This is a genomic window from Desulfitobacterium hafniense DCB-2, from assembly GCF_000021925.1.
GTDB classification, from domain to species: domain Bacteria; phylum Bacillota; class Desulfitobacteriia; order Desulfitobacteriales; family Desulfitobacteriaceae; genus Desulfitobacterium; species Desulfitobacterium hafniense.
In genome coordinates this window covers 4,008,699-4,026,845 of the sequence record NC_011830.1, presented here as the reverse complement: position 1 = coordinate 4,026,845, position 18,147 = coordinate 4,008,699, and the positions used below count along the sequence as shown (strand labels likewise).

Here is an 18,147-nt window from a genome sequence, read left to right as displayed (position 1 = left end):
AAGAGCAAATTATGTCGGTTTCATCGTAGCATGCAGGATTGCAGAATTATGTCAATCAGTTGACAAAAGAGAGCGAATTTTCGCTCTCCTTTGTCTATAAAAACTATTTTATTGACGGCTTGGTTTTATTTCAGCTGATCATTCTTATCGAGCATCTTCTTTAACATGTCCATGTCTTTAATAATAAGGGTTCTCCTATTCACTTTCAGCAAGAGGCCGTTCTTGTAAAAATCATTGAGCAGAAAGGATACGGTCTGGCGGCTTGTTCCTAATATAGTTGAGATATCCTCCACATTTAATCCCAACTCCAGCTGAATTCCCTCAGCCACCTGACACCCTTTATCTTTGGCCGCATTGATTAAAAATTCGGCTAATCGGGTGTGGGCTTCCTGAAAGACCAAGCCATTGATAATAGTAATAGAGTTTTTCAAAAGATCTCCCAATACTTTAATCATGATCAGAGAGAATTGAGGATAGCGGGTGATCATCTCGCCAAACTTTTTCGTCTTGGCCACCAACAGTACGGTGTCATTATCCAAAGCCTGGGTAAAGGCTCTGGTATGCATGGAGAAGATATCTCCTGGTTCTAAAATAGATAGGGTAAACTCCTTATCTTCATAAGATAAAAAAACCCGCACCCGCCCTTTTTTAACGAGCATGACTAAATTCTCTTCGTGATTGGGCAGAGAGATGATCTGCTTCTTTTGGAAAGTCCGCTCCTGAAATATGGATAGAAGGTCACTGTATTCCGGTGACCCCAAGGCCTCGATCAAATCAATATCGGTCAATTTCATTCTGGCAGGCATGATGCTCCACCTTTCACTGTTATGTATGAATTTCTTTTTAATTTCCCCTATTATAACCAGCACCCTATGAACATACAAGCCCTCTCATGATTCGACAGATCAGACAAATAAGCAGCCATAAAACGAAAAGCGAGTCCAGGTTTTACACCAAAGGACTCGCTTTCCTTGCACTGCACGTATCCATCAATTTCCCACTTTCTCCTCCAGACATTTCAACAGAAACTTCCGCAGAGTTTTCCGATACTCCCCATACACATCCTTATCAATCATAAGCAGCAGGTTCAGCTCATAAGTCAGTTCTTTGAATGCCCTTTCCAGAGCTTCAAATTTAAAAGCAACTTTATGGGTAGCGTTCTTAATTTGGGCGGCAGTAAGGTCAGCCCTCAGCTTTTGATTGCTCTTGAAGAGCGGCTTTTCTTTGAGCTTGCTGTTCTCAGCCTTCCTTTTCTCCACATCCTGCTCCAGATTTTGTTTTTCCTTCTCCAGTTCCCCAGCCTTGGTCTTCAGGTCGTCACGTTCTTTTTTCAGCTCACTGTTTTCCGCCTTTTCGCCCTCCAGAGCTTTCTGCAGTTCCTTGTTTTCCTGCTCAGTCTCCTCTTTTTCCCACCTGGCCTGCTCCCGCTCCTTGATGGCCCTCTGCAGCTGGCGTACGGACATATTTTCGATATCCAGTTCGGCAATGAACTCTACCCGCTCTTCTTCCGGAACATCCAGCAGAGTCAGTGCCTGGGAGTAGGATAAAATCTTCAACGTTGATGATTTTGCTTTTTCCTCCCCTGGGGAGTCCCCCCTGGTCTGCCCGTACTCCCGGGCGACTTTCATATATCTCTCTGCCGTAAGCTGGGAATAACTCACATACTCCTGCAGCCATTTTCCCCATTCTCCGTGAGGAAGAAGCGCCTTGGCCTCCATCAGCCGCCGGCCTATCTCCACAGCACAGGATAACTGGATTCTCCCGGTGGACTCTTTATAGTTGTTGATCTCCGCCGCGATGATCTGCGGAGTGCGTTCCTTTACCAAATCATTCATGACAATTCCTTCCCGGTTTTTAATATAGTATATGGACTTGACATGACAGGTGTGACAACTTATAACACCGGCAAAGGGATTATAAAAAATAAAAATTAAGTGCTGAAGAGGCAGGGAATGGGGAAATATAGGCGGATTTTCAGGATTGACTTATATTTCTTACACATGTAATATATAATTATCTTACAAATGTAAGAAATACCGTGATGTAGTGGTAATCTATTTTGGAATACAGCGTTGGAGGTGCCTATCTTGAAGACAATCCCCCAAATCTCTGAAGCGGAACTGGAAGTCATGAAAATACTATGGGAATTAAAGAGCTGCACCAGTGCCCAGATCATAGAAAGATTAGCGGAAGTATCGGACTGGAAACCCAAGACCATCCATACCCTGATTACCCGGCTGGTCTCCAAAGAGGCGGTCAGCGCCGTCAAAATCGATGGTAAATCCTATCTCTATTCGCCTGGTGTCAGTGAAGAGGAATATAAACGCTATGCCAATCAATCCTTTTTGCATAAGCTCTATAATGGTTCACTCAATCTCATGCTGGCCAGCTTCATTAAAGAGCAGCATCTATCCAAAAGCGAGATAGAAGAGCTTAAAAAAATGTTGGATGAGGAGATGTAGACATGGAAGCTGTCTTTAAGATAGTTTTAACCACATCTTTCTATGCCGGCATTGTCGGGATGGTCATACTCCTTGTTAAAAATCTGTTGCAAGATAAGCTCAATCCCCGCTGGCATTATTGGCTGTGGATAGTCCTGCTGGTCAAGTTAATCATCCCCTTCGGCCCGGAAAGCGCCTTCAGTTTATATAACATTCTTGAACCCCTGTCCCAGGAAATCAAATTTTCCTCTGTGCCGGAAACAGTCGGCGATGCAGGCATCTATTCACCGGAGGGGACTCAAGCCGGGAATGAACGGCCTGGGCTGCCGGCCCAAGAGCCCGTTGCTTCAGCCCAAAATCTCCGTACATATGTGGCAGACGCGCTCCCGATTATTTGGCTTTCAGGGTTGCTTTTGATGTTTGTCTGGCTGGTCTATGCCGGTTTTTCCTTTGCCGGAAAGCTAAAGACCCATGCCCAGCCGGCATCCCCTGCTGTTCAGGCCCTACTAGAGGAATGCAAAACAAGGGCTGAAGTAAAAGGGGAGATCGCTGTCTTTATTCAGGATATCGTCAAAGTACCTTCCTTGGTCGGCATGTTCAAGCCAAGGATCTTACTGACTCCGGATACATTACGCCTGAAAGAACAGGATATTTCCTATATCCTCCTGCATGAACTCAGCCATTACAGGAGAAAGGATCTATGGGTTAACTATCTGCTGCTTATTCTGCAAATCATTCATTGGTTTAATCCTGTGATCTGGTACTGCTTTAGGCGTATCCGCCAGGACATGGAAGTTGCGGCAGATGAGGGGGTTTTAAGCTTACTGAAGGTAAGCGAGCATAAAGAGTATGGGAAAGCCCTGCTGGCGGTGCTGGAAACGATCAATACAAAAACGCGATTAATGCCGAGATTAATCGGTATGGTCGATGAACGGAAAAATATCGAGAGAAGGATCAGGATGATTAAAATGGCTGATTTTTTTAAGAGCAGGAGGAAAAGGGTTATTCTCACCGGCATTCTCTGTGTGGTGATTTTAGGCGGCCTTTTATGGACATCGGCTTCGGCCCGGGTGACATCTGATGAGGGCGGTGAGGATACCGATGCCATCTCCCAAAATTCAGCGGCTCAGCCCGTGACCGGTCAATCCATCGAAGAAGCTGTAAGTCTCGCTGTTAAAGAAAAAGGGAAGGGGTACCTTGAGGGAGAGGCCCTGACCGAAGGCCACAAGATACTCGAAGTCGAAGAAAAGGACGGGACAGTGATTGCCTACACCGTAGCCAGCATCGGCTGGTTTGGTTTTGAAAACGGTATCTTTACCGGCGTCAGCGGCAGCGGAGCCATTCCCACCGTGATGACCTTTGCCAAAAATGCGAATGGAGAATACAGCCTGCTGGAATATAAGGAAGCTGAGGATGGGGGTGGATATGGGGACTCCATTAAAAGGAATTTCCCGCAAAGATTATGGGATAGCATATTCTCCGGCGAACATTATCCGGAATTAGTGGTGCAGAAAGAAGCACAGGCCAGGCAGTATCTGCAGAGTATCGGCAGGGATGCCCAAGTCAGCCAAGGATATGTGGAGAAAAAACTGGTTGATATTAATGTAGAGGCTTCCAATAGACTGTTTGCCGAGCTTACCAAAGGGGATGCCGAGCTGAACCGGTTCCCTTACTGGATCGGGACGAAAGAATACCTTGATCAGGGAGAGCGGTTTATCTACGAAACTTCTCAGGGTAAAACCAGTGACGGATATGATCTGGTAACCTTTCGCAAGAGTAAAGAAGATGGCAGGATAGAGCGGGAGTATCAGTATAAAATTGTCGGGAACGAACTGACACTGGTCTTTTTGCAGAGTACCCCGGAACTTAAGCCATAGTCTATTCCCCGGAAGCCCCTGTGCCCTATTTGAACAGCACAATCCTATAGCCCGTTTTCTTTAGCTTTCCTCGTCTAATGAAATGATTAAAGGAAAACTCAGATATCCACAGGATGTTTGAGTTTTTTCTGATATTTTACCTTAACTTAACCTGCTCCTAATTAAAACTTAGCGGTAGTGCGCTATAATCAGTCAATACTATTGTTCCCAAGGGACTTGACCCGAACTGAAATTACAGGGGAGAAATTGTCTATGAGCAAGCTGGAGAGGAATTGGATACTTTATGATGTGGGGAACTCGGCCTTTGTCTTGCTGACATCCACAATTATTCCGATCTATTTCAAAAATCTAGCAGCCGCAGACGGGATCAGCAATGCTGCGTCTACAGCGTATTGGGGCTATGCATCCAGCATCTCCACCATGATCATTGCTATTCTCGGTCCTATCCTGGGCACTGTAGGAGATTTGCGCGGCTACAAGAAAGCGCTTTTTCTGATCTTTATGGCAATCGGTGCCGCCGGCTGCCTGGCTCTGGCTTTGCCGGTAGGCTGGCTGGCTTTTCTCGGCTTGTATATCATTGGCAAGTCCGGATTTTCCGGCAGCCTGATTTTTTATGACGCGATGCTGCCGGATATCACTTCTGAAGAAAGGGTGGATCGTGTCAGTTCTCATGGCTATGCCTGGGGCTATATCGGCAGCTGTATTCCCTTTGTGATCTGCCTCGGGCTGATTCTGACTGCCGATGGAACGGGTTTGGGTGCGGCTGCCGCCACACAGCTGGCCTTCCTGATCACGGCTTTATGGTGGATTCTCTGCACCGTGCCGCTCATGGGCAGCTACCGGCAGGTCTACGCTTTGGAAAGCGGCGGCCGGCCTGTTCGTGAAAGTTTGTCCCGGTTATGGCATACCCTTACCCATGTGCAAAAGCATAAAAGTGTCTTTACCTTTCTGATCGCCTTTTTTCTCTATATCGACGGGGTTTATACCATTATTGCCATGGCGACTTCCTATGGAAAAGATGTGGGCATTTCTGATCATAACCTGCTGCTGGCTTTACTGCTTACTCAGGTCGTGGCCTTTCCCTTTGCCATTCTCTTTGCGCGCCTGACGAAAAAATTTGAGGCGACAAAATTAATTTCTGCTGCGATTATCGGCTATCTGGCCATCACCTTGTTTGCCTTTCAGCTGGATAAAGCCTGGGAATTCTGGCTGCTGGCAGTCTGTGTTGCTGTCTTCCAAGGGGGAATTCAGGCCCTGTCCCGTTCTTATTTTGCGCGGATCGTACCTAAGGAAAAGGCCAATGAGTTTTTTGGAATTTTTGATATCTTTGGCAAAGGCGCTGCCTTTTTCGGTATGCTCTTGATGAGTGTCATCACCCAAATCACCGGCCATTCCCGTTTTGGCGTGCTGGGGCTGGCGGTTTTGTTTGGAGTGGGGCTCTGGGCACTGCGCCATCATGTCTGTGAGAGCAAAAAAGCCCAGGCGTTTTAGCGAATACTATCGTTCAGAAAGAAGGGAACCTATGCCGGCTTGCCTGACCCATTACCAGTTTGGCCAGGAGATCCTGGACCGACTTGACCCGGAATTAAAATCATGTGCTCTTGCTTATCAAGGGGAATTTGATGTAGGCCTTCAAGGGCCGGATATTTTTTTCTTCTATAAGCCTTACCGCAAAACCAGGATTGCAGCTTATGGGAATGCTTGCCATGACCAGCCGGCCATTGAAATGTTCAGAACGATTTTAAAAAAGGTGCATCATAAAGGGCCATTGGCCTATATGATGGGCTTGATTTGTCACTATATTCTTGACGCAAACTGTCACCCCTATGTTTACAAACACAGTTCGGACATGTCTGAGCATCACTTGATGGAAGCTGCTTATGACCGGCATATTCTCACCCGGTCCGGACGTGATCAGGCGCGGCATCTCACAATCCCGTCCTCCGGATTGGATTTTCAGGCCATGGCTGAACTTTGGCCCGGCATGAGCACAGCAACGATCAAAAAATGTGTCACATCTCAACGGAATTATATCTGGCTGCTGGATCAGCCAAGGATTTTGAGTGTTTGCCAGGCTGTTGCCGGCAGCCGTGGGAAATTTACGGCCATGTCCCTGCCGGATGAGCTATCCTGGATTCAGGAAAAGTATGCCCGCAACTTAGATGTACTGTACAGCAAAGCACTTGAGGAAGGTCCGGAGAAAATTCGTCAGGCTTGGGCGCAGATGGGCACAAGGAATATGGACTCATCTGGGTTTGAATTGAATTATAAGGGGGAGGCTGTTTTTGAAGGCGCTGAAAAGAGGGAAAACGACTAAAAGACTAATAAGGACTAAGTACGGGGAGATGGAAGTTATGGAGAACAGTTCAATTCTAAAATCAAATGTCAAACGAGTTAATCGATTTAATGTCATCCTTATCTGGATTATATCTACCCTGCTCTCAGGGCAATCTTTTCTGACCATGGGTGCGGTTTATGGAGTAAACGTATTAGCCTGCACCTTTGGAGCAGCGCTTGTGGCAACCCTGGCGCTGCTTTTCAATTTAAAATTCAACAGACATGAGAGTATTACGGCGCTTATCATTAGTTTTTCCATCGTAGTATCAGCCAGCTATCTGGGCCATATGACTCACGGGGCTACTACGGCAACTATTTTCATTGTCTATTTAGGTTCATTGGCCATGATCGCCATGTATTTCCGCGTGAGGCTGCTCCTTACCTATGCAGTGCTGTTAAACTTGTTTCTCAGCGTTTTTTATTTTATCGATCCGCAGGGCTTGCTCGGGCCAAATTATAGTGTGCTGGAGTTTGCCCGCAGGGCCGCGGTCATGGATTTAATCGTCATTATTTTCTTTTTCCTTACCAAATGGGGGAATGAATATATTATGGCTTCCTATGCCAAAGAACAGGATGCACGGGAATTATTGCAGAAATTAACAGAGGCCATGGGCAGGATCGATCAAGATACTTCTGTATTAAATGACAGCATCAGTGAGTCTTATACATATGTTCAGGACATTGAGCAAATGAGCAAACAGACCACAATAGCCGTTGAAGAAATCGCTAAAGGCGTGGGCGAGAACTCCGTGAGTACGGGGAAAATTGTCGATCAGACCAATGAGGCTGTGGCCATTATCGAAGAGACCAGGAAATTATCCACTGAAACAACGAAAGAAGCCCAGATGATGAAAGATATTGTTGTAAAAAATGCTTATGGCATCAAGCAAATGGTTGAGCAGATGAGTACCATCGATACGGCGATCGGAGCAACTTTGGTCAACGTATCTGAGCTGCAGAAGCACATGACCCAAATCAACAATGCCCTTGCCAATATCACGACCATTGCAGCTCAAACCAACCTGCTTGCTTTGAATGCTGCGATTGAGGCTGCCAGGGCCGGTGAAGCGGGTAAAGGGTTTTCCGTAGTGGCCAATGAAGTAAGTAAGCTTGCCGAAATGAGCGCTGCTACCGTCAAGGAAATATTTGAAATCATCGAATTGGTTCAAATGACGACAGCGACATCCTTGGCGAAGGCCACCCATGGTAAACATGCCGTTGATGCCGGAACGGAAGTCATAGCCCAGATTCAGGAAAGATTTGAGCATCTTGAAGAATCTGCCGAATCCATCGCCGCCAGCGTTAAAGAAGAAGATGCTATGATCAGTGATCTGGCCGCTGCTTTCGCAGAGATTAAAGGCCAGCTTGAGAATATATCCACAGTTTCGGAACAGCAGTCTGCTTCGACGGAAGAAATCTTAGCTTCCATTGAGAACCAGAACAGCAAAATCAGTGAAGTCACTCATGCTATGACTTCAATCAGTGAACTCAGCCATAACCTCAGGAGCATACTCAATGCTTAGAAGATGGCTCCAGAGGCTTTAATAACCCTGAAGCTGCCGAAGATACTTCCCTTATAGCTGTATTTATACTTGTCTCACGACACTGTGTCCATCAGGAATGAGCAGATAGCCGCTGCCTTGAACAAATATGCTATAATAAATGTGCATAAGAGAACAAAAGGAAACGGCAGGATTAACTGACGAGGCTGTTCAACTTTTGGAGATCGGAAAGCTGAGAGAAGGAAGCTACTATGGATATTCAGCAGCTGCGTTATTTTGTGGCGGTAGCACAATACGGTAAGGTGAAGGACGCGGCCGATGCCATGTTCATCAGCCGCCAGGCGGTAAGCAAAGCCCTGGCACAGCTGGAGAACGAACTGGGCCAGCTCTTGTTTCAGCGTACCCATAACGGCATCATGCTCAATGAGCGGGGACAACGTTTTGTAGACCGGGCGGAGGTATTGGTACGCGAGTTTGACGTTCTGAATGCGGATATGCGGAAAGATGAGCAGGTTTGCCGTGTGCGCATCTGTTTTCCCTTCACGACATACCATTATTTCTGGAATGTACTTGAGCCTTTTCTGGTCAAAAATGAGGACCGGCTGAGGGTGGATGTCATCAACTGCCTGGATGCCCAGTGCCACATGATGTTTGAAAACAGCCTGGTAGATATGGCTGTCTCCTTTTTGCGTTTTGGCCCGGGAACTGACGACCAGCTGGTGGCCACTTCTCCGATCTTATTTGCTGTGAATGAAAAGAATCCACTGGCTGGTAAGGTTTCTTTAGCCCTGGGTGATCTCGCTCACGTTCCGCTCATTTACTATATGAACGGCTATGAGGACAGCTTTTGGCTGGATAAAAATTGCCGGAAAGGCGATTATGAGGTTAATGATATCCTGCTGGCCTTTGATCTTGTGCGTCAGAACAAAGGAATTTTCGCAGTGCCGGAGCTGGCTGTTCTCCAACCGATGCAGGGTATCGTCTTTTTACCGTATCACGGCCCCAGCGACTACGATAACTTTTACTGTGCCGTTACCGAGCAGGCCGTCCGTGATAAAAGGCGGCGGCAGGCCTGCTTTAATCTGCGGGAAGCGTTGCTTCAAGCCGGCAGCGAAAAATAATCAAGGTGGTTTTTAAAAGATCGCTGCGCAACGTTTGGTTGCTCGGCGGTCTTTTATGTTGCTTTTTTCACAAGAAACTTTGTGATATATAAGACATAGGGGTTCAAGAACTTTGCCCCTGGGTAAAAGTAGGAGAAAGAATACGGAAGAAGAGAGGTAGAAGCAGATGAGTAAGCAATTTTCACGGCGTGATTTCCTTAAGGGCGCGGCCGCTGCCGGCGCCGGTGCCATGACGATGGGGCTGACCGCTTGCAGTCCGGCAGCGGCAGGCAACAGTCCCAGCGGTGCCGGCACTGCCGACAACATGGTGTTGTCTGATCAGACATACCGCAACCTGAAGTGGAAGTTTGAAGTGATGCCTGAGGAATACCCTATTCCCGAAGAGAAAATCACCAAGACCGTTACTCATGATATTATCATTATCGGCTCCGGCATGTCCGGCTTGTGCACCGCTGTTTCCACTAAGGAGAGCGGCGCGGATGTTCGTGTCATTTCCGCGGGTAAGCGTCCCATCAGCCGCGGCGGCTCCAACCACGCCATCGGTTCCAAAAAGCAGAAGGAGCTGGGCATCGACTATACGCCCGACACGGCAAGCGGCCGCCATGCCGCCAAGGTGGAAAAGCACTCTGCAGCCTGCTACATCGACGAACGCAAGTGGTCTACCTGGATCAATAACTCCGGTCCCGCAATGGATTGGATGATCGATAAAATGGCCTCTAAAGGGCTGAAAGTCTGCCTGGAGCCGGGCTATGTGGACCCGGACGGTATTCTGACCGTTCCGGCTGCCTCCCACAGCTTCTACAACGAAGAAGTTCCCTTTGGTATGCTGTTTGGCGCCCCTCTGTGCGCCCAGGCCTACGCCGATATCTTCAAAGACATGGGGGGCGAGATCGATTTTCAGACCCGGGCACTCTACCTTATTCGTGATGATAATAACACCGGCCGGGTTTCTGCTGTTGTAGCGCAGAACCTGGAGACTGGGGAATATATCAAATACAGTGCCAACAGGGCAGTGGTTCTGGCCACCGGAGATTTCTCCAAGGACCCCGATATGATGGCCAAGTATTCCCCTTGGGCCTGGAATCTCTACCGTAACAGCATCGATACTACTAAAGTGGATTACGATGTAGCGCTGGCTTTTAACGGACTGTACCCAGGGGATGGCCACAAAATGGGTTTGTGGATCGGTGCGGGTTGGCAGAAGACCTATCCCAATGCTCCGATGATCAATTGCGGCGCACCGGGCCCTAAAGTCAACTCTATTGACAATTTCTGGGGCATCAACCTTACCAGCGACGGCAAGCGCTACCACAACGAAGTGACGAACTTCTCCTATGGTGCCATCGCCATCCTGCAGCTGCCCGACCATATTGCTTACTCAGTGTGGGATTCCCGCTATGCCTATATCCAGGACATCTGGGAAACTTTCGGATGTTCAGTGAACAATGAAAACGGCATCCTGGGCGCCACACCGGAGCAGATGATCGCCGGCTGGGAAGCCGATGTGGAAGCAGGCACCTGCTGGAAAGCGAACACCATTGAGGAATTGGTGGACAAGATGGGATTTAAAGGAGAAGCCCGGGCCAATGCCATTGAATCCATCAACAATTACACCAAGTACGCCGAGCAGGGCAGGGATGAAGAATACCATGTCAATCCCTCCGTACTTCACCCTATTAAAACGCAGCCCTTTTATGCGGCCCGCACCCATTTTGGCAAGGATGCCATGACCTTCCTGTGTGTTACAGGCGGTTTGCGCACTAACGAATATATGCAGGTGTGTGAAGATGACGACACCCCAATCGATGGGCTGTTCAACACCGGTATCATGGTCGGTGACTATTATGCAGGCACCTATAATTTCGTTATGCCCGGGCAGAACCTTGGCGGTGTATGCAATTGCTTGTCTTACATTCTGGGCCGGCGTTTAGCCGATCAAAACTTCAAATTCAGAAGCGGCAAGATCCAGCGCGTCAGCACTCCGGAAGATGAATCTGCTCAGAATGACGGATCATCCATGGCTTCTTTGGGTGGTGGGGATGCATCTTACAACGACGGTGTCTATACCGGAACTGGTTCCGGGGGGATGGGCGGCGACGTCAAAGTGGAAGTGACCATTGAGAACGGCAAACTGGCTTCGCTCACCTATACCGACAACGAGACCCCTGAAATCGGTGGCAAGGCTCTGCCCACACTGGTAGAGCAGGCTGTTTCCGCTAACGCCGCCACTGTGGATTCCGTCTCAGGTGCCACGATGACCAGCACCGCCTTTAAAGCTGCTCTGGCCGATGCACTGACAAAGGCGGCGAAGTAAGCGCTCTGTGGAGGAGCACGTGGCTCAATCCTCAAACCAGCCTTTTCTGTTGAGCAAAGTTCATCGGAAACGATAGAATAGAAAAGCGGCAGACAGCCGCTTTTTTCATTCTGGATTTTGCTCAAGTAAAAAATTAGGTTTGCCAACTGATCCCATCTGGGTCACTCAATCTGTCAGGAGGTTCTTTTCCTGAAGGAATTCCATCAGTAATTTTCCGGTCCCCCCCGTTATTTTGAGACAGTTTCGCAAGTGCTCCGGAGTATCAAAAGGGTAAGGATTAAGTGCCCGGCAACATGTTGTTCCAAATTTCGATTCAAAAAGATCATGGAACTCTTTAGTAAGTTCATAAGAGGGCTCTCTGCTTTCTTCAGTACGGGTACGCCCTTTTAATATCCCGAGTACCATAGTCGAACCGGCCAATGCTCCACACATACATCCGGCATGGCCTAATCCTCCGCCAAAACCTGTTGCCAATTTCAATACCTCCGGACTCATGGGACTATTGCACATTTCATTAAAAGCCTTGAAGATCGATTCAGCACAGTTAAAACCTTGTTTGAAATTGTCTCCAGTCCGATTACGGGCTTCTAAAGCTAAATCCTCCATCCCTTACCACTCCCCTCTATTTTTATATTGATACTCCTATATTACTCTGAATATTCAGATAAGTACAGCAAACTATTGCAGAGTTCAGGTGCCAAAGGCATGATAAATGAGTAAGACGGGCCGAGGGGAAAAGCCTTCCATCCGGTCAGCCTTTCCCCTCGGGAACATGCCCTTCCAAAATTCGACAACATCGAATTTTGCGAATCCTAATTATCGTGAAGAATTCCTGTGAATATATTCGATTTCATTCAACAACATATCGAAATCCGTTACGTGAATTTTCCCAAGAATATCTTCTTTTTTAACCGAACCCATAAGTTCTTGCCTCGTAACGTGTATTAATTTAAACCCAAGCCCCCATGAAGGTTTCAAAAAACCTGATCTTCGCCAATTTAAAATAGGTATTTTGAATTGATCAAAATATTTAGGAGGATCATTGGGAGGAATACTTGTAGTAGATACTAAGATGAAAAGGTCTTCGCCTTCCTGCATCATGATTATGGCGGGTCTTCTCTTGGATTCCTCTGGTACATCGTCGAACCCAACATCAAAATAAAAGACATCGCCTAAACTAAACCAGTGCATCTAAGCCCTTTTACTCTCCCTCATTGACAATATATCTGTGGTCTTTATTCTTTCTATCGAACAGAAATTTCCCATCCTTAATTGCCACTGGTCGAACAGAGATTTCCTTTAATTTCTGTGATGACAGTGATGTTTTTCTATATCCCTGGTCTTTTACAGCACCGTTCATGTTCTCGTCCTCCTCATTTGACAATCTTTCTTCCTTATTATCCATATCATACCACCTTCGATAGGTTTGTTCAATAATTAGTATGCCCACAAAAGATCAAATAGAAGAGAACAATCCCTAAGATGCGTTCAGAGGCTTTTTATAGCTGCATAGTTATCAAATATAGTGCTGTATCGGCGAACGAGTGCAACCCTTTACGGCATTCCCTGTATTGTTATAAAAAGACAGTAATTCACTTTTTCCCCTCGAACCAGCCTTTTCTGTTGAGCAAAAGTTCATCTGATGTCAAATGGATGAGAAGTTCCTCTATCGCCGAAATGCTTGCCAAAACACAGATAATGTACATCAATACCGCTGCATGTGAAAAAGAAAGCAGTAATGGGAATAGAAATAAGAGCAAACCTGTAGCTTTATTGCCATAGGTATGAAGGCTTGCCAAACTGTTATATTTTATCCGGGCAACCATCATGGCTGCCAAACGAATCACACCGATAAAAATAACCCACAGGAGAATAACTGCCCCCGGGTTGAGGATTGGCCAAAGTATAACGAGCAATACCACGGCCATGACCAGGTCGGCCAGGGAATCAATCTTTGCCCCAAGGGTGCTTGTGGTTCCTGTCTTTCTGGCAATAAAACCATCAAGCATATCGCTTAGTCCGCAGGCAATATACATGGCGTAAAAGCTCAGGCTCAATGGCTCCAGGAAAAGCAAAGCCAAGGAAAGGAATATTCTGCTTAATGACAGCCAATTGGGTATTGATTTCAGCATCCGTTCATCGCTGGAGTTCATCAAACCACCGCCTTGAGTGTATTATGCTGTATATAACGTGCCATTGCAAAATAATATTCAAATGCTGCAAAAGTTATTTTTTGGCTTTGGAGTACAACCTTATGATATTAAGAAATTGCAAAATATTCTTATAATAGCTATAATTAAGATGTTGCTTAAAGAGAGTACAACAATAGCTGGTAACTATTTTAGCAATATAAAATGAGGAGTGAGAGAAATGGAATGGCTGACCCTAAGTATTGATGGGCGCGAAGTCAGTGTACCTAAAGGAACGACGGTGCTGGAAGCTTGCCGGATGCATGATATCACGATTCCTACCTTGTGCCACGACCCGGAGCTTACCCCTGCCGGAGCCTGCCGCCTGTGTGTCGTTCAGATTGAGGGCATGCGCAATCTGCCGCCATCCTGTGTTACCCAAGCAACTCAGGGCATGGTGGTTCATACTCAAAATGAGAAAGTAAGAAAAGCGCGTAAGACCATTTTAGAGCTGTTGGTGGCCAATCACCCTTTGGACTGTATGACCTGCCAAAAAATGGGGGATTGCTCTTTGGCTGAGTATGCCTATGAGTACGGGGTAAAGGGTGAGATATACCGGGGAGAGAGGCGCCGGCTTCCCATCGAAGACTCCAATCCCTATATTTTGCGGGATTTGAACAAATGCATCCTGTGCGGAAAATGTGTCGCCACATGTGAAGCTGTGGCAGAAAGAAGTGTCATCGGGTTTGTCAACCGTGGTTTTCATGCCAAGGTGGCCACCTTTATGGATACCGATCTGAAAGATTCCACTTGTGTTTACTGTAACCGCTGTGTAGCCGTTTGTCCGGTTGGGGCTTTAATTGATAAAAACACCCTTGGCAAAGGCAGAGCCTGGGAGGTCCGGAAAGAAGAAGTCATCTGCACCTTCTGTGAAGCAGGCTGTAAGTTCGAAATCAATTCCAAGGATGGCAAAGTCATCGCAGTTACTGCCAAATCAGCATCCAGTGGACGGCCTCTCTGTCTCAAAGGGCGGGTCGGTTCTGATTTCCGTTATAACCCCGAGCGCAAAGAAAAACCCTTTGTCAATAAGGATGGAGAGTTTGTCCAAATTACCTGGGCGGAATTCCTTGGACTGGGGGATATTGCCGAGAAGCTTGCCTTGCTGGCGGAGTAACAGGCTGGTTGCTTGCTGCTGTTGACAGCATGATATCGATCTTTGGCAGACGGCGACCGGCAGATGCCTGAAGCCGTCTTGTTGTTGGTGCACCATATGGCTAATACTTTATCTATCCTGGGAGATCGGACTATATGCTAAAGCTAACAACGAACATCCCGAGGGGGAAGGATACGACACCGGTCAATTCAACGCATCCGGACTACCAACCGGACCGTGTTTTTATGTTATTTTTATTATAGAAAAAGAGGTTGAAGTTGACAACACAAGAGGGGAGAAAGCTTGAGGGGTTTGCCCTGAAGAAGATGGTCATAAGGCAAACTATCCCAGACATATAGTATTAGAAAGGGAATGCCTTGGAGGTGAGGAGGGTGCTGTCCCCGAGCCTGGAAGATTACTTGGAAGAAATCTACCGCTTTTCTATGGAGAATAGTGTGGTAAGAGTAACGGATATCAGCAAGAAGCTGGGCGTATCTCTGCCCTCGGTGTCCAAGGCTCTGCATAAACTCAATAATCAGGGTTATATCAATTATCACCGCTATGGCGAAATTGTCCTTACTGAGCAGGGATGTCTGAAAGGCAATTACTTAGTGGAGAGAAACCAAATGCTGCAGGAGTTTCTGGCCCTGATTCAAAGCCAATGCGATATTCCCGCTGAAACCGAAGCCATCGAGCACTATATATCGGATTCAACGATCCAATCCTTACGTCGGCTGGTTACTTTTTTTAAGGAAAACCCGGCTTGCTATGAAGCGTTCCTCCGCTTTGAGTATGAACAAAATTAAACATAGACTTGAATAACGGTCAGGCTTTTGCTGAACGTTTCTTTTTTGTACAAAAATAGATAATAATTACTAAAAAATAATCCGATAAAAATTGTATAAATTCAACAATTGGATTATAATGTGAATATTGGTATTATACCCAGGGTTTAAGTCGAATTTTGATGATATGAGGAGGAATGAGATGAAGAAACGATTGTTGATCATGGTGCTTTGGATGATAACAGCAGGCACCTTGCTGGCTTGCTCCCCTCAAACAGAGAATGCTCAGTTTGTTGAGGAGTCAAAAACCCGGTTAATACCCGGTACATACCGCGCTGAGTTCGACCAGCCTGACAGCCGGGGCTGGACGCCATTTTTGGTTATGGAAATAAATGACGAAGGAAAAATAGCGGAGGTCAATTTTGATTACATATCTACGGAGGGAACCTTCAAAACCCAGGATGCCGACTATAACCAACGGATGACGGCTGCCAACGGGCTAGGCCCCAAGACATATTGCCCACGCTTTGCCAAGAATCTGATCATCTATCAGGATCCGGCTCAGGTAGACGGAATCACCGGCGCCACCTCCTCCTCCCAGGAGTTTAAGCAGTTGGCACAGGCAGCTTATGCTGCGGCGGAAAAGGGCAGCCAAGGAACGGTCTATCTCTCCCATATACCAGAAGGCGATCAGGGGAGCGGGGAGGGAGATTCATGAAAGCCATTGCTAATCTTAAGGTCAGTACCAAGCTGGTGATGAGTTTCTGCTTGCTGGCCTTGATCACCTTTGCGGTGGGAGGGCTGGGTGTCTTTAACACACTACGCCTCCAGGAAATGGATCAGGAACTGTACACTTATCAGACCTTGCCTTTGCTGGAGCTGCGGGTAATTCACGGCTCATTCGAAGAAAACAGGGCATACATCAGAGACATTATCCTGGAAGAAGATCCTGCTCAGATCGAAACCCACTTAAAAGCTATTGAGCAAAACCGGCAGATAATTGACCAGGCGCTGGCAACCTTTGAGCAAAGCCTGCGCACCGAAGAGGAGACGCTGCAGTTTACCTATCTGGACAATGTCCTGGAAAATTTCGATTACCATCTGGACCAAGTGATGGAACTTTGCCGCCATGGCAACAAAACCTTTGCTTATACCGTATTAGCTCAGGATGGCCCGAAACTCTCGGCCAATTTCAGCGCAGCCATCGATAACCTGTCGCTGATTAAGGAACAAACCGGCCATGAGGTGGCGGCTGCCAATAAAGCAAGGGCTGAATCCGCCTTCTGGCAGACGATAATTTTTGTGCTGGCGGCTGGAGTCCTGGCTGTGGTACTGGGTGTCACCATTTCCAGACTGATCAGTACCCCGCTGTCCGCTTTGGCCAAGGCGGCCAATGAGATCGCTTCAGGCAATTTGGTCAGCCAATTTCCGGCCAAGTACCGAACAGCCAAGGATGAAATCGGGCAGTTGGGTATGGTATTTCAGACGATGACTGAGAATATCCGGAATTTAATTCACCAGGTTCATGAATCGGCCGGAATGGTAGCCGCATCTTCCGAGGAGTTAAGCGCCGGCGCCGGACATGCCGCCGAGGCCGGCTCCCAGGTTGCCCATGCGGTCAGCGCAACTGCCGATGGCGCGCAAGTACAGGTTACCGCTTTATCTGAGACCATGGCAACCGTGGAAAATATGGCCAAAGTGATAGAGCAAATCGCCGCCAACAGCACCAGCGCCACGCTGATCGCTGAAAAAGCTGCCCAGGCGGCAGTTCAGGGCAGCAGCAAAATCGACACAGTGGTCGTCAAAATGGCGGACATTAAACAAAGTGTTGAACATTCCGCTTTGGTCGTCTCAGAACTAGGAACCCGATCCAAGGAAATCGATCAGATTGTGTCAACCATTTCCGGATTGGCGGCTCAAACCAATCTTCTGGCGCTCAATGCCGCTATTGAGGCGGCCAGGGCTGGTGAAGAAGGGCGCGGATTCTCTGTTGTCGCCGAGGAAGTCCGCAAATTGGCCGAGCAATCCCAACAGGCTGCCAAACAGATTGCCGTTCTGATCCAATCCATCCAGCTGGATACGCAAAGGGCCATGACTGCTATGACGGAAGGGACTTCCGAAGTGCAGGCCGGCTATGCTGCTGTCAATGAGGCCGGTGGGGTTTTTGCTGATATTGCTGCCTTGGTTCGCACCGCATCCGATCAGATCATGGAGATATCGGCCGGTGTAGAGGGAATGTCTATGGACAGCCATAGTATGGTTAATTCAGTCAGCAAGGTAGAGGAAATCAGCCGGCAGACCTCCGACCAAACCCAGGTGGTGTCGGCAGCTACCCAGGAGCAGTCCTCTGCCCTGACGGAAATTGCCTCGTCAAGCGGAGCCTTGGCTCAGCTGGCGGATCAGCTGCAGCAGGCGGTAAGCCGTTTTAAAATAACCTAATTCATAACCACTCACCTTACGGGGGCGTTTTCTGTATAACTGCAGGAAA

Annotated in this window: 17 protein-coding genes; 11 read left to right on the top strand and 6 right to left on the bottom strand. The window is 47.6% G+C overall.

What is annotated here, in order from left to right; genetic code table 11:
• Nucleotides 1-125 precede the first annotated feature (125 nt).
• Both DHAF_RS18925 and DHAF_RS18920 read right to left on the bottom strand, forming a co-directional pair.
• Nucleotides 126-806, bottom strand: a complete 681-nt coding sequence (locus DHAF_RS18925) for a Crp/Fnr family transcriptional regulator (RefSeq protein ID WP_015944790.1) — start codon at nucleotides 804-806, stop codon at nucleotides 126-128.
• A gap of 183 nt (nucleotides 807-989) precedes the next feature.
• Nucleotides 990-1,835 (bottom strand): DUF3102 domain-containing protein, encoded by an 846-nt coding sequence (locus tag DHAF_RS18920; RefSeq protein ID WP_015944789.1) that lies wholly within the window; start codon nucleotides 1,833-1,835, stop codon nucleotides 990-992.
• Nucleotides 1,836-2,087: 252 nt separating this feature from the next.
• Here DHAF_RS18920 and DHAF_RS18915 point away from each other — a divergent pair, with 252 nt between their 5' ends.
• The 7 genes from DHAF_RS18915 to DHAF_RS18885 all read left to right on the top strand — a co-directional run bounded on the left by DHAF_RS18915 (nucleotide 2,088) and on the right by DHAF_RS18885 (nucleotide 11,592).
• Nucleotides 2,088-2,462 carry a BlaI/MecI/CopY family transcriptional regulator gene (locus DHAF_RS18915; protein ID WP_015944788.1) on the top strand — a complete coding sequence of 125 codons (375 nt, stop codon included), beginning with the start codon at nucleotides 2,088-2,090 and terminating at the stop codon, nucleotides 2,460-2,462.
• A gap of 2 nt (nucleotides 2,463-2,464) precedes the next feature.
• Nucleotides 2,465-4,318, top strand: a complete 1,854-nt coding sequence (locus DHAF_RS18910; protein ID WP_015944787.1) for a M56 family metallopeptidase — start codon at nucleotides 2,465-2,467, stop codon at nucleotides 4,316-4,318.
• Between the two features lie 252 nt (nucleotides 4,319-4,570).
• Complete coding sequence (locus tag DHAF_RS18905) at nucleotides 4,571-5,809, top strand: MFS transporter (RefSeq protein ID WP_015944786.1); 1,239 nt, start codon at nucleotides 4,571-4,573, stop codon at nucleotides 5,807-5,809.
• A gap of 31 nt (nucleotides 5,810-5,840) precedes the next feature.
• The gene (locus DHAF_RS18900) at nucleotides 5,841-6,635 is read left to right on the top strand and encodes a zinc dependent phospholipase C family protein (RefSeq protein WP_015944785.1); all 795 of its coding nucleotides are present in this window, start codon (nucleotides 5,841-5,843) and stop codon (nucleotides 6,633-6,635) included.
• Between the two features lie 37 nt (nucleotides 6,636-6,672).
• Nucleotides 6,673-8,178, top strand: coding sequence for a methyl-accepting chemotaxis protein (locus DHAF_RS18895; RefSeq protein ID WP_015944784.1), 1,506 nt, complete (start codon nucleotides 6,673-6,675; stop codon nucleotides 8,176-8,178).
• A 230-nt stretch (nucleotides 8,179-8,408) separates the two neighbouring features.
• Nucleotides 8,409-9,278 carry a LysR family transcriptional regulator gene (locus tag DHAF_RS18890; protein ID WP_011460468.1) on the top strand — a complete coding sequence of 290 codons (870 nt, stop codon included), beginning with the start codon at nucleotides 8,409-8,411 and terminating at the stop codon, nucleotides 9,276-9,278.
• Between the two features lie 166 nt (nucleotides 9,279-9,444).
• The gene (locus DHAF_RS18885) at nucleotides 9,445-11,592 is read left to right on the top strand and encodes an FAD-binding protein (RefSeq protein ID WP_015944783.1); all 2,148 of its coding nucleotides are present in this window, start codon (nucleotides 9,445-9,447) and stop codon (nucleotides 11,590-11,592) included.
• A gap of 165 nt (nucleotides 11,593-11,757) precedes the next feature.
• Here DHAF_RS18885 and DHAF_RS18880 read toward each other — a convergent pair whose 3' ends face one another.
• The 4 genes from DHAF_RS18880 to DHAF_RS18865 all read right to left on the bottom strand — a co-directional run bounded on the left by DHAF_RS18880 (nucleotide 11,758) and on the right by DHAF_RS18865 (nucleotide 13,745).
• Complete coding sequence (locus DHAF_RS18880; RefSeq protein ID WP_005813157.1) at nucleotides 11,758-12,198, bottom strand: C-GCAxxG-C-C family (seleno)protein; 441 nt, start codon at nucleotides 12,196-12,198, stop codon at nucleotides 11,758-11,760.
• A 210-nt stretch (nucleotides 12,199-12,408) separates the two neighbouring features.
• On the bottom strand, nucleotides 12,409-12,783 hold the full coding sequence (locus tag DHAF_RS18875) for a hypothetical protein (RefSeq protein WP_015944782.1): 375 nt from the start codon (nucleotides 12,781-12,783) through the stop codon (nucleotides 12,409-12,411).
• Between the two features lie 10 nt (nucleotides 12,784-12,793).
• A complete protein-coding gene (locus DHAF_RS18870; RefSeq protein ID WP_005813162.1) occupies nucleotides 12,794-12,997 on the bottom strand; it encodes a hypothetical protein in 204 nt (67 codons plus the stop codon).
• Nucleotides 12,998-13,184: 187 nt separating this feature from the next.
• Complete coding sequence (locus DHAF_RS18865) at nucleotides 13,185-13,745, bottom strand: CDP-alcohol phosphatidyltransferase family protein (protein WP_015944781.1); 561 nt, start codon at nucleotides 13,743-13,745, stop codon at nucleotides 13,185-13,187.
• A gap of 217 nt (nucleotides 13,746-13,962) precedes the next feature.
• Here DHAF_RS18865 and DHAF_RS18855 point away from each other — a divergent pair, with 217 nt between their 5' ends.
• From DHAF_RS18855 to DHAF_RS18840, 4 genes are all read left to right on the top strand, one after another.
• Nucleotides 13,963-14,895: an NADH-quinone oxidoreductase subunit G gene (locus DHAF_RS18855; protein WP_015944780.1), complete on the top strand. Its 933-nt coding sequence runs from the start codon at nucleotides 13,963-13,965 to the stop codon at nucleotides 14,893-14,895.
• Nucleotides 14,896-15,266: 371 nt separating this feature from the next.
• Nucleotides 15,267-15,680 (top strand): metal-dependent transcriptional regulator, encoded by a 414-nt coding sequence (locus tag DHAF_RS18850; protein WP_015944779.1) that lies wholly within the window; start codon nucleotides 15,267-15,269, stop codon nucleotides 15,678-15,680.
• A gap of 181 nt (nucleotides 15,681-15,861) precedes the next feature.
• On the top strand, nucleotides 15,862-16,377 hold the full coding sequence (locus DHAF_RS18845) for an FMN-binding protein (protein WP_015944778.1): 516 nt from the start codon (nucleotides 15,862-15,864) through the stop codon (nucleotides 16,375-16,377).
• Nucleotides 16,374-18,098 (top strand): methyl-accepting chemotaxis protein, encoded by a 1,725-nt coding sequence (locus DHAF_RS18840; protein WP_015944777.1) that lies wholly within the window; start codon nucleotides 16,374-16,376, stop codon nucleotides 18,096-18,098. Before DHAF_RS18845 ends, DHAF_RS18840 begins: the two co-directional genes overlap by 4 nt.
• Nucleotides 18,099-18,147: the final 49 nt, after the last annotated feature.

Bases quoted from the DNA above. Each gene is read 5' to 3' on its own strand.
- DHAF_RS18925 (WP_015944790.1), bottom strand. From the start codon at position 806: ATGCCTGCCAGAATGAAATTGACCGATATTGATTTGATCGAGGCCTTG.
- DHAF_RS18920 (WP_015944789.1), bottom strand. From the start codon at position 1,835: ATGAATGATTTGGTAAAGGAACGCACTCCGCAGATCATCGCGGCGGAG.
- DHAF_RS18910 (WP_015944787.1), top strand. From the start codon at position 2,465: ATGGAAGCTGTCTTTAAGATAGTTTTAACCACATCTTTCTATGCCGGC.
- DHAF_RS18905 (WP_015944786.1), top strand. From the start codon at position 4,571: ATGAGCAAGCTGGAGAGGAATTGGATACTTTATGATGTGGGGAACTCG.
- DHAF_RS18900 (WP_015944785.1), top strand. From the start codon at position 5,841: ATGCCGGCTTGCCTGACCCATTACCAGTTTGGCCAGGAGATCCTGGAC.
- DHAF_RS18895 (WP_015944784.1), top strand. From the start codon at position 6,673: ATGGAGAACAGTTCAATTCTAAAATCAAATGTCAAACGAGTTAATCGA.
- DHAF_RS18890 (WP_011460468.1), top strand. From the start codon at position 8,409: ATGGATATTCAGCAGCTGCGTTATTTTGTGGCGGTAGCACAATACGGT.
- DHAF_RS18885 (WP_015944783.1), top strand. From the start codon at position 9,445: ATGAGTAAGCAATTTTCACGGCGTGATTTCCTTAAGGGCGCGGCCGCT.
- DHAF_RS18880 (WP_005813157.1), bottom strand. From the start codon at position 12,198: ATGGAGGATTTAGCTTTAGAAGCCCGTAATCGGACTGGAGACAATTTC.
- DHAF_RS18875 (WP_015944782.1), bottom strand. From the start codon at position 12,783: ATGCACTGGTTTAGTTTAGGCGATGTCTTTTATTTTGATGTTGGGTTC.
- DHAF_RS18870 (WP_005813162.1), bottom strand. From the start codon at position 12,997: ATGGATAATAAGGAAGAAAGATTGTCAAATGAGGAGGACGAGAACATG.
- DHAF_RS18865 (WP_015944781.1), bottom strand. From the start codon at position 13,745: ATGAACTCCAGCGATGAACGGATGCTGAAATCAATACCCAATTGGCTG.
- DHAF_RS18855 (WP_015944780.1), top strand. From the start codon at position 13,963: ATGGAATGGCTGACCCTAAGTATTGATGGGCGCGAAGTCAGTGTACCT.
- DHAF_RS18845 (WP_015944778.1), top strand. From the start codon at position 15,862: ATGAAGAAACGATTGTTGATCATGGTGCTTTGGATGATAACAGCAGGC.
- DHAF_RS18840 (WP_015944777.1), top strand. From the start codon at position 16,374: ATGAAAGCCATTGCTAATCTTAAGGTCAGTACCAAGCTGGTGATGAGT.